Genomic DNA, 14003 nt, shown 5'->3' on the forward strand with positions numbered 1-14003 from the left:
TGCCCGGGCCTTATCGCCCCTCTTCATCCCCCTGCTCCTGCGGGTTGAGCTGATTGACCAGCCGCTCCTCCAGCGCCTGCTGTTCGGCCTGGTTCAGCGGCTCGCCGGCCAGGGTGGTGAGGCTGAAGAAGTCTTCCACCCGCTCGCCTATGGTGGTGATCTTGGCGGCATGCAATTCGATGCCGCACTGCTGGAAGACGGCACCGATGCGGGCCAGCAGGCCCGGGGTATCCAGGGCGGTCAGCTCCAGCAGGGTGTGGCGGCTCTCCCCCTTGTGGGGCAAGAAGACCACCCGGGTCGGCACGCTGAACTGGCGGTGGCGCCTGGACAGGGGCTTGTTGCGCAGCACCAGCTTGCCCGGCTCCTGCAACGCCTTCTCCAGCGCCTTCTTGATGGTGGCGGTGCGGTTGGGGCTGATGGGTTCGCCATTGGGTTCGAGCACGATGAAGGTGTCCAGCACGTAGTCGTTGCGCGAATTCATGATCTGGGCGTCGTGGATGTTGAGGTTCTTCTGATCCAGCGCAGAGGCCACGGTGGCGAACAGATTCGGGGTGTCGCGGCAATAGATGAACACCTCGCTGCCGCCCCGGATGGGGTGCTTGCCGATGAGCACCAGGGGGGCCGGATTGTCGCCGTGGGCGATGATCTTGCGGCAGTGCCAGGCGATCTGCTCCGGGCTGTGGCGCAGGAAATAGTCGGCCTTGAAGTCGTTCCAGAGGGCGCTGACGGCCTCCTCCGGCACCTCGCGCTGGGCCAGGATCTGCCTGGCCTGACGCTGGTTCTCGCGGATCTTGAGCCGCATGTCCGGCGGGTTTTCCAGCCCCTGGCGCAGCGCCTTCTGGGTGGCGAAGTAGAGCTCCCGCAGCAGGGTGCCCTTCCAGTCGTTCCACAGGGTGTCGTTGGTGGCGCAGATATCGGCCACGGTCAGGCAATAGAGCAGATCCAGGTGCAGTTCGTCGCGCACCTTGTGGGCGAAGTCGGTGACCACTTCGGGATCGTAGATGTCGCGGCGCTGGGCGGTGACCGACATCAGCAGATGGTGGCGCACCAGCCAGGCCACCAGGCGGCTCTCGTAGCGATCCAGCCCGTGCAACTGGCAGAACTCCAGCGCATCGACGGCGCCGAGTTCGGAGTGATCTCCCCGCCGTCCCTTGGCGATGTCGTGGAACAGGGCGGCGATGCTGAGCAACTCCGGCTTGCGCAGCTGGGCGAACACCTCGTGGCAGAGCGGGTGGGTCTGGCGGCTGGCCGGGTTCGGGAAGCGATGGATGTTCTGGAGTAGGCGATGGGTGTGCTCATCCACCGTGTAGGCGTGGAACATGTCGAACTGCATCTGGCCGACGATGAGGTTCCACTGGGGCAGATAGGCCGCGAGGATCCCGTACTTATGCATCAGGGTGAGGGGCTGGCCGATGCCGTTGGGGTGGCGCAGCAACGCCATGAAGAGGCGACGGCATTCGGGCAGGTCCTGCAGCCAGCAGCTGAGGGTGCGTCTGGCCTCCCGCAACTGGCGCAGGGTGGCGGAGTGGATGCCGGCGATGTCCGGGTGCTGGGCTATCTGGTAGAAGAGCCGCAGTATGGCGGCGGGGTCGCGGCCAAACAGCTCGGAATCCACCGCATCGATGAGGCGGCCACGGAGCTGGAACTCGTCGCTGATGCGGCGGACATCCATGGCGGTGTTGCCGAGGATGGCCTCGTCAAACAGCTGCAGCAGCATCTCGTTGAGCTCGGCCACCCGTCTGACCGTCTGATAGAAGCGTTTCATCATCTGCTCGACCGGGCCGTTGCCTTCCCCCTCGAAGCCCAGCATCTGGGCCACGGTGCGCTGGCGGTCGAACAAGAGGCGGTTGTCCCCCTTGTTGATGGCCATGTGCAGGGCGAAGCGCACCTTCCACAGGAAGTTCTGACAGTCGAGCAGCTCGCGGTACTCGGCCCGGTTGAGGAAACCGTGGCTGGTCATCTCGAACAGGGTAGTGGCGCCGAAGTGGCGGCGGGCGACCCAGGCCAGGGTCTGGATGTCGCGAAGGCCCCCGGGATTGTTCTTGAGATCCGGCTCCAGCTTGTAGGCGGTGCCGAGAAACTGCTGGTGGCGCAGGCTCTGCTCCTCGCGCTTGGCGCGAAAGAAGGCCTCGCTCGGCCAGAAGTGCTGGGGCTGGGTGGCGGCCTGCAGCTGTTCGAATCCCGCCTGGCGCCCGGTGATGTAGCGCGCCTCGATGAGGTTGGTGGCGACAGTGATGTCGCTGCGGCCCTGCTCGATGCACTCGCTCACGTTGCGCACCGATTGCCCGACCTCCAGCTTGAGATCCCACAAGAGGGTGATGAACTCGCCGATGCGCAGCCCCAGCACCTCGTCCAGCTCGTCCCCTTCATAGAGGATGAGCAGGTCGATGTCGGAGTGGGGGTGCAGTTCGCCCCGGCCATAGCCCCCCACCGCGATCAGGGTCAGGCTGGTCTTGTCGAAGCCGAACTTGTGCCAGAGCCTGGTCAGCAGCGCGTCCATGTACTCGGAGCGGGTGGCCACCAGTTCGATGATGTTGTCACCGGCATCGAAGCGCTCGTGCAGCCAGACAAGGAAGCGGCTCAGATACTCCTTGCAGTTGTCACGGGTGAGCTGGTCGTCGGGTAACAGGTGGGGGGAAAGCAGACTGGCATCCATGGCATCTCACACACAAGTGGCAGGCAAACGGCTGGAACGGGCAGTAAAAACCCCGGCGCTTTTGAGGTCAGGGCCGGGGTTCGATGTTAGCTGTGTTTGATGACGCGGTCGATAGTGTCGTCGGGGCGCAGGGTGAGCACCTCGCAGCCATCCTCGGTGACCAGCAGGGTGTGTTCCCACTGGGCGGAGTCGCCGCCATCCTTGGTGGTGACAGTCCAGCCATCCTTGGGGTTGATGCGGCAGTGGTACTTCTTGCTGTTGACCATGGGCTCTATGGTGAAGCACATGCCCGGCTTGAGCTCCAGCTTGCCGCCATTGCGGTAGTGGAGGATCTGCGGCTCTTCGTGGAACTCGCTGCCGATGCCGTGGCCGCAGTAGTCACGTACCACGGAGAAGCCGGCCTGCTCGACGATGGGCTGGATCACGGCGCCGATCTCGGTGATGCACATGCCGGGACGCACCCGCTTGATGGCGGCGTACAGGCTCTCTTGCGCCACCTTGCACAGCTGGCGACGCAGGGGCGTGGTCTGGCCCACGATGAACATGGCGGAGGTGTCGCCGTGGTAGCCATCCTTGATGACGGTGATGTCCAGGTTGATGATGTCCCCTTCCCGCAGCTTCTTGTGATTGGGGATGCCGTGGCAGATCACATCATTGACCGAGGTGCAGATGGACTTGGGGAAGCCGTGATAGTTGAGCGGGGCGGGGATGGCCTGCTGTACCTCGACGATATGGTTGTGGCACAGGGTGTTCAGCTCGTCAGTGGTGACGCCGGCCTTGACATGGGGGGCGATCATGACCAGCACATCGGCGGCCAGCTGGCCGGCAATGCGCATCTTTTCAATCTCTTCCGGTGTCTTGATTTTAATGGACATGGGATCTCTCTTGGGGCCTGACTGCGCATCCTGCCGATGCCCAACAATCAGGTAATGAAAAATAGATGCGTTTGCAATCAGGGCAAAATTTTATCCCCAACCCCCGTTTACTTCCAGTGTGATCGTCATCGCAACGTCATCCAGCGGTCGCAGCCCTCGCCGGGATCCATTTTTAGCGCCCCAGCTGGTGGTGTCCTGACCAAAGTTATGGTATAAAGCGCGCCGGAATGGGGAACTTGTGCCCCCTTCCATCACCCTTACTCAATAACACACACACATCGACACCTGTACCGGGGTGCCCCTTTGGGGTCGGTTACATGGGATGTGTGGAGGCCTAACCCCAATACAGAGGTATAAAATGGCTAAAGTTTCTATGCGCGACATGCTGCAAGCCGGCGTTCACTTCGGTCACCAGACTCGTTACTGGAACCCGAAAATGAAGTCCTACATCTTCGGCGCCCGCAGCAAGGTTCACATCATCAACCTGGAAAAAACCGTTCCGATGTTTGACGATGCCATGAACTTCATCAGCTCCGTAGCTGCCAAGAAGGGCAAGGTCCTGTTTGTAGGTACCAAGCGTGCCGCGTCTGAAGCCGTAAAAGAAGCCGCTGAGCGTTGCGACCAGTTCTATGTTAACCACCGCTGGCTGGGCGGCATGCTGACCAACTGGAAAACCGTTCGTCAGTCCATCAAGCGCCTGAAAGATCTGGAAACCCAGAGCCAGGACGGTACCTTCGACAAGCTGACCAAGAAAGAGGCGCTGATGCGTACTCGCGAAATGGACAAGCTGGAGAAGAGCCTGGGTGGTATCAAGAACATGGGCGGCCTGCCTGACGTTCTGTTCGTTGTCGATGCCGACCACGAGCACATCGCTATCAAAGAAGCCAATAACCTGGGTATCCCGGTAGTTTCCATCGTTGATACCAACTCCAACCCGGACGGCGTTGACTATGTCATCCCGGGTAACGACGACGCTATCCGTGCCGTACAGCTGTACCTGAATGCTGCTGCTGACACCGTACTGGAAGCTCGCGCTCAGGACATCGTTGTTCAAGCCGAACAAGATGGCTTCGTTGAAGCTGAGTAATTGATAAGGACTGTAAAGCCCTTATTAACCAAGCTGATGTAATTGGTTAGCAGGGGCCCTTGTGGCCCCTGTTTCTTGTCAATTCAAGACCGAGGATACTGGACATGGCTAACGTTACTGCCGCCCTGGTAAAAGAACTGCGCGAGCGCACCGCCGCTGGCATGATGGATTGCAAAAAAGCACTGGAAGAAGCCGCTGGCGACATCGAGCTGGCAATTGAGAACATGCGCAAATCCGGTCAGGCCAAGGCCGCCAAGAAAGCGGGCCGTATCGCCGCTGAAGGCGTGATCTTTGCTCGCACCGAAGGCAACGTTGCCGTCATGATCGAGCTGAACAGCGAAACCGACTTCGTCGCCAAAGACGCCAGCTTCATGGCCATGGGCCAGAAGATCGCCGACATCGCCGCGACCCAGAAAATTGCCGACATCGACGCCCTGAAGGCCGCCGATTTCGGTAACGGTGAGTCCGTTGAGCTGACCATCACCAACCTGATCGCCAAGATCGGTGAGAACATGAACCTGCGTCGCGTGATGCTGGTTGAAGGTGATAACCTGGGTACCTACGTACACGGTTCCCGTATCGGTGTTATCACCAAGCTGACCGGCGGTACTGCCGACCTGGCCAAAGATCTGGCCATGCACGTCGCTGCCAACAGCCCGCAGTTCGTCAAGCCTGAAGATGTGTCTGCTGAAGTCGTTGCCAAAGAGCGCGAAATCCAGATCGACATCGCCATCAACTCCGGCAAGCCGAAAGAGATCGCCGAGAAGATGGTTGAAGGCCGCATGAAGAAGTTCACCGGTGAGGTTTCCCTGACTGGTCAACCCTTCGTGAAGGACCCGTCCATCACCGTGGCCGAGCTGCTGAAGAAAGAAGGCGCTGACGTTGTCTCCTTCACCCGTTTCGAAGTGGGCGAAGGCATCGAGAAGCAAGAGACCGATTTCGCGGCTGAAGTTGCAGCCCAGATCGCGGCCGCTCAGAAGGCCTAATCGAACCGGTTTTTCCGTTTCCCCAGACCGCGACTTATGTCGCGGTCTTTATATGACCAGGAATCAGTGACATGAGTACCAATCCCAAGCCTGCATACAGACGTGTTCTTCTGAAGTTGAGTGGTGAAGCCCTGCAAGGATCCGAGGGTTTTGGCATTGATCCAGCGGTGCTGGAGCGGATGGCCCAAGAGATCAAAGAGCTGGTTGAGCTGGGTGTTCAGGTCGGTCTGGTCATTGGCGGCGGCAACCTGTTCCGTGGTGCCGGTCTTGCCAAGGCGGGCATGAACCGCGTGGTGGGTGACCACATGGGCATGCTGGCGACCGTCATGAACGGCCTGGCCATGCGTGATGCCCTGCATCGTGCTTATGTGAACGCCCGTCTGATGTCTGCCATCTCCCTGCAGGGTGTCTGCGATTCCTACAGCTGGGCCGAGGCCATCAGCCAGCTGCGCGCCGGCAAGGTGGTGATCTTCTCCGCCGGTACCGGCAACCCCTTCTTCACCACCGACTCCGCAGCCTGCCTGCGCGGCATTGAGATCGAAGCCGACGTGGTGCTCAAGGCTACCAAGGTCGATGGTGTGTTCACCGATGATCCGGTCAAGAACCCGGATGCAGTGCTCTATCAAGAACTGAGTTATGATGAAGTCCTTGAAAAAGAACTCAAAGTGATGGATCTTGCTGCTTTTACCCTGGCCCGCGACCACGATCTGCCGATCCGGGTGTTCAACATGAACAAACCGGGCGCCTTGCGTCGGGTTATCATGGGTGAGCCGGAAGGTACCCTGATCCACCACGTCAGCAAGTAAGACAAGCCTGAGCCGCCTGGCGCGCTTGTCCATTACGCCAGTAAACAAGATAGATACGGGCCGCATGCCGGCTCGTTCGCCAAAAGGAAAACCACTGTGATCAACGAGATTAAAAACGACGCCAAGGACCGCATGGCCAAGAGCGTAGAATCGCTCAAGACCCAGATGTCCAAGATCCGTACCGGCCGCGCTCACCCGAGCCTGCTCGACGGTATCCAGGTGGAGTATTACGGTGCCGCCACTCCTCTGAAACAGTTGGCTAACGTAGTGGCAGAAGATGCCCGCACCCTGTCCATCTCCATCTTCGATCGCTCCATGATCCAGGCGGTGGAAAAAGCCATCCTGACCTCCGATCTGGGCCTGAACCCGTCCAGCAACGGCCAGACCCTGCGTGTGCCGCTGCCCCCGCTGACCGAAGAGCGTCGCCGCGATCTGACCAAGATCGTCCGTGCCGAGGCCGAAGGCGCCCGGGTTGCCGTGCGCAACATCCGTCGCGATGCCAACGCAGACCTGAAGGCGCTGCTGAAGGACAAGGAGATCTCCGAGGATGACGACCGTCGTGCCCAGGAAGAGATCCAGAAACTGACCGACGCCTTCGTCAAGCTGGTGGATGAAGCCCTGGCCGCGAAGGAAAAGGAGCTAATGGAAATCTAAGCCTCCGACAGGTATATTACGAGCGCCGTGTAGTGCCCCTGCACGGCGCTTTTGTCTTTGTGGGAGAAATGAATGTCGCTTTTGGCAGCGCTAGGCGATAGCGCCAGCTCGTCCTTGCCTCGTCACGTCGCCATCATCATGGATGGCAATGGTCGCTGGGCTCAGAACCGTGGCAAGATGCGGGTCTCTGGCCACAAGGCGGGCGTGAAATCCGTGCGTGAGGCCGTGGCCTTTGCCGCCCGTGCCAAGATGGAGGCGCTGACCCTGTTCGCGTTCTCCAGTGAGAACTGGCGCCGCCCGGAAGGGGAGGTCAATGCCCTGATGGAGCTGTTCATGACGGTGCTTGGCCGCGAGGTGAACAAGTTGCACAGCAATGGCATCCGGCTCAAGGTGATCGGCGATACCGCCCGTTTCAGTGAACGGCTGCAGGCCAAGATCGCCAAGGCCGAGGCCCTGACCGCCGGCAACCAGGGACTGACCCTCAACATCGCCGCCAACTATGGCGGTCAGTGGGACATAGCCCAGGCGGCCCGCAAGCTGGCTCGCGCCGTGGCAGCGGGCGAGCTGGATGCAGAGGCGGTCGATGAAGAGGCACTGGCACGTCAGGTCTGCATGGCCGACCTGCCTCCGGTGGATCTGCTGATCCGCACCGGCGGGGATCATCGCATCAGCAATTTTGTGTTATGGCAGCTTGCTTATGCCGAGCTCTATTTTACCCCGGTCTTGTGGCCCGACTTTGACGAGGCCGAGTTCAGCGGGGCAGTTGCCTCCTTCGTTGCTCGCGAGCGTCGCTTCGGGTGTACGGGTGAACAGATACGGGAATTGATCGCCGCGCAACAGACCGGCTAAACCCCGCTCCCAAGAGAGAGGTTTCTTTTGCTAAAACAACGAATTATTACCGCATTACTGTTAGTACCCCTGGTGTTGGGGGCACTGTTTTTCCTGCCATTGAAATTCTTTGCCCTGCTCGCTGCCCTGGTCTTTCTGCTGGCCAGCCGTGAGTGGAGCGCCTTCGTCTCTGCCCAGCCGCAACAATGGTTGCCGCTGGTGTTCTGCCTGTTGCTCGGTGCCAGCCTGTTCTGGGTGCCCGTAGAACAACTCTGGATCCCCCAGCTGCATCCGCTGGTGATGGGGGTGCTCTGGACCGCCATCAGCTGGTGGCTGCTCGGATTGCTGCTGGTGCTGCGTTACCCCAGGAGCGCCAGGCTGTGGAAGGAATCCGTCTGGCTCAAGTCCCTGTTCGGTCTGGTGACCCTGGTGCCCTTCTTCTGGTCCCTGGTGGCCATCCGTGGGTACAACTTCTATCACGACCCCATGATGGGGGCCTGGATCCTGCTGTTCGTGATGGGCCTGGTCTGGGCGGCAGATTCTGGCGCGTATTTTTTCGGCAAGGCGTTCGGCAAGCACAAGCTGGCCCCGGCCGTCAGCCCGGGTAAAACCATAGAGGGCATGCTGGGCGGCCTCTTTACCGCCAGCGTGCTGGCCATAGGCGTGACCTGGTTCATGGGCTTCGTGCCGGCCAAGATGGGAGTCGTGCTGCTCTGCTCCCTGCTGGCGGTGCTGGCGTCCGTGCTCGGCGACTTGACGGAAAGCATGTTCAAGCGGGAGGCCGGCATCAAGGATTCCGGTACCCTGCTGCCGGGCCACGGCGGCATCCTCGATCGCATCGACAGCCTGACGGCGGCGCTGCCCGTCTTCCTGCTCAGCTATCTGCTGCTCGGTCAGGAGTTCTGATGCGCAATCTGGTCATTCTGGGAGCCTCGGGCTCCATCGGTCAGAGCACCCTGAAAGTGCTGCGGCAGAATCCGGGGCGCTGGCAGGTGCTGGCGCTGACCGCGGCTCGCAGCGTGGACGCCATGGTGCGGGACTGTCTCGAATTCTCCCCCCGTTTCGCCGTCATGGTGGATGAGAAGGCCGCCAGCGATCTGGCTGGCCGGCTCAAGACCCACGGCTGCCCCACCCGGGTGCTCTGTGGCCAGGCTGCCCTGTGCGAAGTGGCCGCTCACCCTGATACCCACAGCGTCATGGCAGCCATCGTCGGTGCGGCGGGTCTGGCTCCCACCATGGCCGCCGTGCGTGCAGGCAAGCGGATCCTGCTGGCCAACAAGGAGGCACTGGTGATGTCCGGCGCCTTCTTCATGGAGGCGGTGCGCCATCACGGCGCCGAGCTGTTGCCCATCGACAGCGAACACAATGCGATCTTCCAGTGCCTGCCCGAGGCGATCCAGCGCGAGCCTGGCTTCTGCGATCTGGCAGGGGCTGGCATCAGCAAGATACTGCTGACCGGCTCAGGCGGCCCCTTCCGCTATACCGACATCGACGAGCTGGCCAGGGTCACGCCGGCCCAGGCGGTGGCGCACCCCAACTGGTCCATGGGGGCCAAGATCTCGGTGGACTCCGCCACCATGATCAACAAGGGGTTGGAATACATAGAGGCGCGCTGGCTGTTCAACGCCCTCCCGGAGCAGATCCAGGTGGTGATCCACCCCCAGTCGGTGATCCACTCCATGGTGCAGTACAAGGACGGTTCAGTGCTGGCCCAGCTCGGCAACCCGGACATGTGTACCCCCATCGCCCACGCCCTGGCCTACCCGGCCAGGATTGAGTCCGGCGTGGAACCTTTGGATTTCTTCAGTGTCGGAGAGTTCAGCTTTATCCGCCCCGATTACGCCCGTTATCCCTGCCTGGCACTGGCCATGGCGGCCTGCCAGCAAGGGCAGGCGGCGACCACCTCTCTCAATGCCGCCAACGAGGAGGCCGTCGCGGCTTTTCTTGCAGAGCGCATTGGATTTATGGATATTGCCAGAGTCAACGAATCCATCATGACGACACTGGGCACCAGTGCCGCAGGTTCGCTGGAGGATCTGATTGCGCTGGATGGCAGGGCCCGTGCCCGTGCCCAGCAACTGATAGAGGAACTTGCTCGATGAACGGACTGTGGTGGCCAGCGGCCTCTCTCTACGCCTTCGGGAATGATGTCGAGGTGAAGCTCTGATGGGCGGCGTGTTGTGGAACATAGGCGCCTTCATCGTGGCCCTGGGGTTGCTGGTGGCGGTGCATGAATTTGGCCACTTCTGGGTAGCCCGCCGCTGCGGCGTCAAGGTCGAGCGTTTCTCCATCGGCTTTGGCAAGGCGATCTGGCGCCGCATCGGCAAGGATGGCACCGAGTATGTGCTGGCCCTGATCCCGCTCGGCGGCTACGTCAAGATGCTGGACGGCCGGGTCGATGAACTCAAGCCGGGGGAGGAGGCACAGGCCTTCAACCACAAGAGTGTCTGGGCGCGGATGGCCATAGTCGCGGCCGGCCCCATGGCGAACTTCGTGTTCGCCCTGTTCGCCTTCTGGCTGATGTTCATGATAGGGGTGCCGAGCGTCAAGCCGGTGGTCGGCGAGGTGCGCCCTGCGTCCATCGTGGCCCAGGCCGGCATAGAGCCTGGCATGGAGATCGTCGGCGTCGGCGACGAGGCCACCGGAGACTGGGAGAGCGTGACCTATGCCCTCATCAGCCACCTGGGTGACAAGTCGGTACAGCTCAAGCTGAAGGCGCCTGGCGCCAGCTACGCCGTCGACAAGACGCTGATGCTGGATAGCTGGAGCTTCGATCCGGACAAGGAGTCCCCCATCGGCAGCCTGGGGATAGTCCCCCTCGGCGGCAAGGTGCTGCCCGTGGTGCAGGCCATAGTGCCCTCGAGCGCCAGCGAGAAGGCGGGTCTGCAGGTGGGCGATCGCATCAAGGGCGTGGGTGATCAGGCGATCACCGAATGGACCGAGTTTGTTGAGAGGGTGCAGCAATCACCGGAGCAGCCACTGCAGGTGACGGTGGAGCGCGAGGGCAGCGATCTGACCCTGACCCTGACCCCGGATGTGAAAAAAGTACGGGGCCAGCTGGTCGGTTTCGTCGGCCTGTCGCCGCAACTGGTTCCATTACCGGATGAGTATCGAGTTCTGTTACAGTATGGGCCTTTGCAAGCCCTGTGGCATGGGGTCCAGAAGACCTGGAGCCTGATCACGCTGACCTTCGACATGATCGGCAAGCTGATCGGTGGCATCGTCTCCCTGGACAACCTGAGCGGCCCCATCTCCATCGCCAAGGGGGCTGGCAGCAGCGCAGATTACGGGTTGGTCTATTTCCTCGGTTTCTTGGCGCTCATCAGCGTCAACCTGGGGATCATCAATCTGTTCCCCCTGCCGGTGCTGGATGGGGGCCATTTGGTCTACTTCCTCATCGAGGCAGTCACCGGCAAGCCGGTACCAGAAAAAATTCAGGAAATTGGGTTCAGGATAGGCGCCGCCATTCTGATGTTACTGATGGGCATTGCGCTGTTTAATGATTTCGCTCGCCTCTGAGGCTAGAGCATCAACAAGGACACATAAGAACAAAATGGCTGTTAAAAAAGCATTGGTGTTGAGTTGCCTGCTGGGAGCCAGCTTCCTGGCTCAGGCGGCCCCTGCCTCTTTTGTGGTGCAAGACATTCAGGTCGAGGGTCTGCAGCGGGTGACCCTGGGCGCCGCCCTGTTGAATCTGCCGGTCCGGGTCGGTGACTCCGTGGACTCGGTGGCCCTGGCCAACGCCATCAAGAAGCTCTATGCCTCCGGCAACTTCGAGGACGTCAAGGTCTATCGTGACGGCCAGGTGCTGCAAGTTGTGGTGAAGGAACGCCCGACCATCTCCAGCATCGAGTTTTCCGGCAACAAGGACATCAAGGAGGAGCAGCTGACCCAGAGCCTGGAGTCCTCCGGCATCCGCGTCGGTGATCCCCTGGATCGCACCGTGCTGAGCTCCCTCGAGAAGGGACTGGAAGATTTCTACTACGGCGTGGGCAAGTATTCCGCCAAGGTCAAGGCCATCGTCACCCCGCTGCCGCGCAACCGGGTCGACCTCAAGTTCACCTTCGTGGAAGGGGAAGCGGCCAAGATCCAGCAGATCAACATAGTCGGCAACCAGGTGTTCCCGGAAGAGAAACTGCTGGCCCAGCTCTCCTTGAAGGACGATGTGCCCTGGTGGAACTTCACCGGCGATCAGCGCTATCAGAAGCAGAAGCTGGCCGGTGACATCGAAGTGCTGCGCTCCTACTACATGGACCGCGGCTACATCCGTTTCGCCCAGGAGTCCACCCAGGTCTCCATGACCCCGGACAAGAAGGGCGTCTACGTCACCCTGAACATCAAAGAAGGGGATCAGTACAAGGTCTCCGGCGTGCAGCTCAAGGGCGATCTCATCGACCGTGGCGGCGATATGAAGGGGCTCATCCCCATAGAGGCGGGCAGCGTCTACTCCGCCAGCCAGGTGACCCACACCGAAGAGGTGCTCTCCAAGTTCCTCGGCCGTTATGGCTACGCCTATCCCAAAGTGGTCACCTTCCCCCAGGTCAATGACCAGACCAAGGAAGTGGAGCTGATCGTCAACATAGAGCCGGGTCCCCGGGTCTATGTGCGCAACATCAACTTCAGCGGCAACGTCACCACCAAGGACGAAGTGCTGCGTCGCGAGATGCGTCAGATGGAAGGCACCTGGCTCTCCTCCGACAACGTCGAGCAGTCCAAGACCCGTCTCAACCGCCTCGGCTTCTTCGAGACCGCGGAAGTGGACACCAAGCGGGTGGCAGGCAGCGACGATCAGGTCGATCTGGACTTCAAGGTCAAGGAGCAGCCGGCAGGCTCCATCAACGCCGGCATCGGCTACGGTACCGAGTCTGGTCTGAGCCTGCAGGCGGGCCTGCAGCAAGACAACTTCATGGGGACCGGCAAGAAGATCGGCATCAATGCCAGCACCAACGACTACTCGAAGAACATCGATCTCAGCTACAACGATCCCTACTTCACCGTCGATGGGGTCAGCCTGGGCGGCCGCCTCTACTACAACAAGTTCAGTGCGGCCGATGCCAACATCGTCGACTACGAAAACACCACCATAGGCTTCCGTCTCTCCAGCGGTTTCCCGGTCAACGAGAACAACCGTCTCGACTTCAGCCTCGGCTACGAGAACAACAAGCTCTCCCAGCCCAACCCCTATGTGCAGGTGGATGAGTTCTGGAAGGTCTACCAGGCCAACCTGGACGGCGACAACCGCATGGTGTTCAACACCGTGGACGTCACCGCCGGCTGGACTCGCTCCACCCTCAACAAGGGTCAGTTCCCGACCGCCGGTGACCGTCAGCGGGTGAACGCCAAGGTGACCGTGCCTGGCATGGATCTGCAGTACTTCAAGCTCAACGCCGAAGACTCCCATTACTTCCCGTTTGATGCCGACCACCAGTGGGTCATGCTGGCCAAGGCCCGCGCCTCTTACGGCAATGGCTACGGCAGCAACGGTGACTACGACCACGTGCTGCCCTTCTTCGAGAACTACTACGCCGGTGGCTTCGACACCCTGCGCGGCTTCAAGAGCAACACCGTCGGTCCGAAGGCGCTCTACTACTACAACCTGGGCGGTAACGACGTGATCCAGGGTACCGACAGCTCTGTGGGGGGCAATGCCCTGGCGGTGGCCTCCCTCGAGATGATAGTGCCGACGCCGTTCGCGTCTGAAAGCTACCAGCCCCAGCTGCGGACCAGCTTCTTCATCGATGCCGGTACCGTGTGGGATACCACCTTCGAATATGGTCAGTACCAGAACCGTTGCTTCAGTGGCTGTAACTATCTGATGGACTATTCTGACCCCACCAATATCCGGATGTCGGCGGGTCTGTCACTGCAGTGGCTCTCCCCCATGGGCCCCCTGGTGTTCGTGCTGGCGCAGCCGCTCAAGAAATACGAAGGGGACGATACCGAAGTCTTCTCCTTCAACATCGGCCGTACCTTCTAAAGGCGGGCCCGCCCCCACCAGGGGGTATTCAATGATGGGACGCGCAGCTTGCGTGCCTCACCAGGTAACAAGCCGGTCCCAGAGATCGCTTGCACAATCAGGTAAATCAGGTAGCCCTCGACCGAGGGACCAAG

11 protein-coding genes are annotated in these 14003 nt (G+C 60.7%); 9 read left to right on the top strand and 2 right to left on the bottom strand.

The features are described 5' to 3' along the window. Positions 1 to 10 precede the first annotated feature (10 nt). Positions 11 to 2656, bottom strand: coding sequence for a bifunctional uridylyltransferase/uridylyl-removing protein GlnD (glnD, locus tag AC1IN8_RS08335; protein ID WP_139436562.1), 2646 nt, complete (start codon positions 2654 to 2656; stop codon positions 11 to 13). A gap of 86 nt (positions 2657 to 2742) precedes the next feature. After that, entirely contained in the window at positions 2743 to 3531 is a 789-nt protein-coding gene (gene map / locus AC1IN8_RS08340) for a type I methionyl aminopeptidase (protein WP_139436560.1), read from the bottom strand. 358 nt (positions 3532 to 3889) lie between these two features. Here map and rpsB point away from each other — a divergent pair, with 358 nt between their 5' ends. The 9 genes from rpsB (at position 3890) to bamA (ending at position 13869) form a co-directional block, all read left to right on the top strand. Next, on the top strand, positions 3890 to 4618 hold the full coding sequence (rpsB, locus tag AC1IN8_RS08345; RefSeq protein ID WP_025327917.1) for a 30S ribosomal protein S2: 729 nt from the start codon (positions 3890 to 3892) through the stop codon (positions 4616 to 4618). A gap of 104 nt (positions 4619 to 4722) precedes the next feature. Beyond that, positions 4723 to 5604: a translation elongation factor Ts gene (tsf, locus tag AC1IN8_RS08350; RefSeq protein ID WP_139436558.1), complete on the top strand. Its 882-nt coding sequence runs from the start codon at positions 4723 to 4725 to the stop codon at positions 5602 to 5604. Positions 5605 to 5675: 71 nt separating this feature from the next. Beyond that, on the top strand, positions 5676 to 6410 hold the full coding sequence (gene pyrH, locus AC1IN8_RS08355) for a UMP kinase (RefSeq protein ID WP_025327915.1): 735 nt from the start codon (positions 5676 to 5678) through the stop codon (positions 6408 to 6410). Positions 6411 to 6506: 96 nt separating this feature from the next. After that, positions 6507 to 7064: a ribosome recycling factor gene (frr, locus tag AC1IN8_RS08360; RefSeq protein ID WP_139436556.1), complete on the top strand. Its 558-nt coding sequence runs from the start codon at positions 6507 to 6509 to the stop codon at positions 7062 to 7064. 72 nt (positions 7065 to 7136) lie between these two features. Then, positions 7137 to 7913 (top strand): polyprenyl diphosphate synthase, encoded by a 777-nt coding sequence (gene uppS, locus AC1IN8_RS08365; protein ID WP_139436553.1) that lies wholly within the window; start codon positions 7137 to 7139, stop codon positions 7911 to 7913. A gap of 27 nt (positions 7914 to 7940) precedes the next feature. After that, on the top strand, positions 7941 to 8798 hold the full coding sequence (locus tag AC1IN8_RS08370) for a phosphatidate cytidylyltransferase (RefSeq protein ID WP_041206258.1): 858 nt from the start codon (positions 7941 to 7943) through the stop codon (positions 8796 to 8798). Beyond that, positions 8798 to 9994 (top strand): 1-deoxy-D-xylulose-5-phosphate reductoisomerase, encoded by a 1197-nt coding sequence (ispC, locus tag AC1IN8_RS08375; protein ID WP_479758603.1) that lies wholly within the window; start codon positions 8798 to 8800, stop codon positions 9992 to 9994. Before AC1IN8_RS08370 ends, ispC begins: the two co-directional genes overlap by 1 nt. Before the next feature lie 64 nt (positions 9995 to 10058). Further along, on the top strand, positions 10059 to 11411 hold the full coding sequence (rseP, locus tag AC1IN8_RS08380; RefSeq protein WP_139436549.1) for a sigma E protease regulator RseP: 1353 nt from the start codon (positions 10059 to 10061) through the stop codon (positions 11409 to 11411). A gap of 34 nt (positions 11412 to 11445) precedes the next feature. Then, positions 11446 to 13869, top strand: coding sequence for an outer membrane protein assembly factor BamA (gene bamA, locus AC1IN8_RS08385; RefSeq protein ID WP_139436547.1), 2424 nt, complete (start codon positions 11446 to 11448; stop codon positions 13867 to 13869). Positions 13870 to 14003 lie beyond the last annotated feature (134 nt).

This window comes from Aeromonas sp. 130281, from assembly GCF_056642115.1.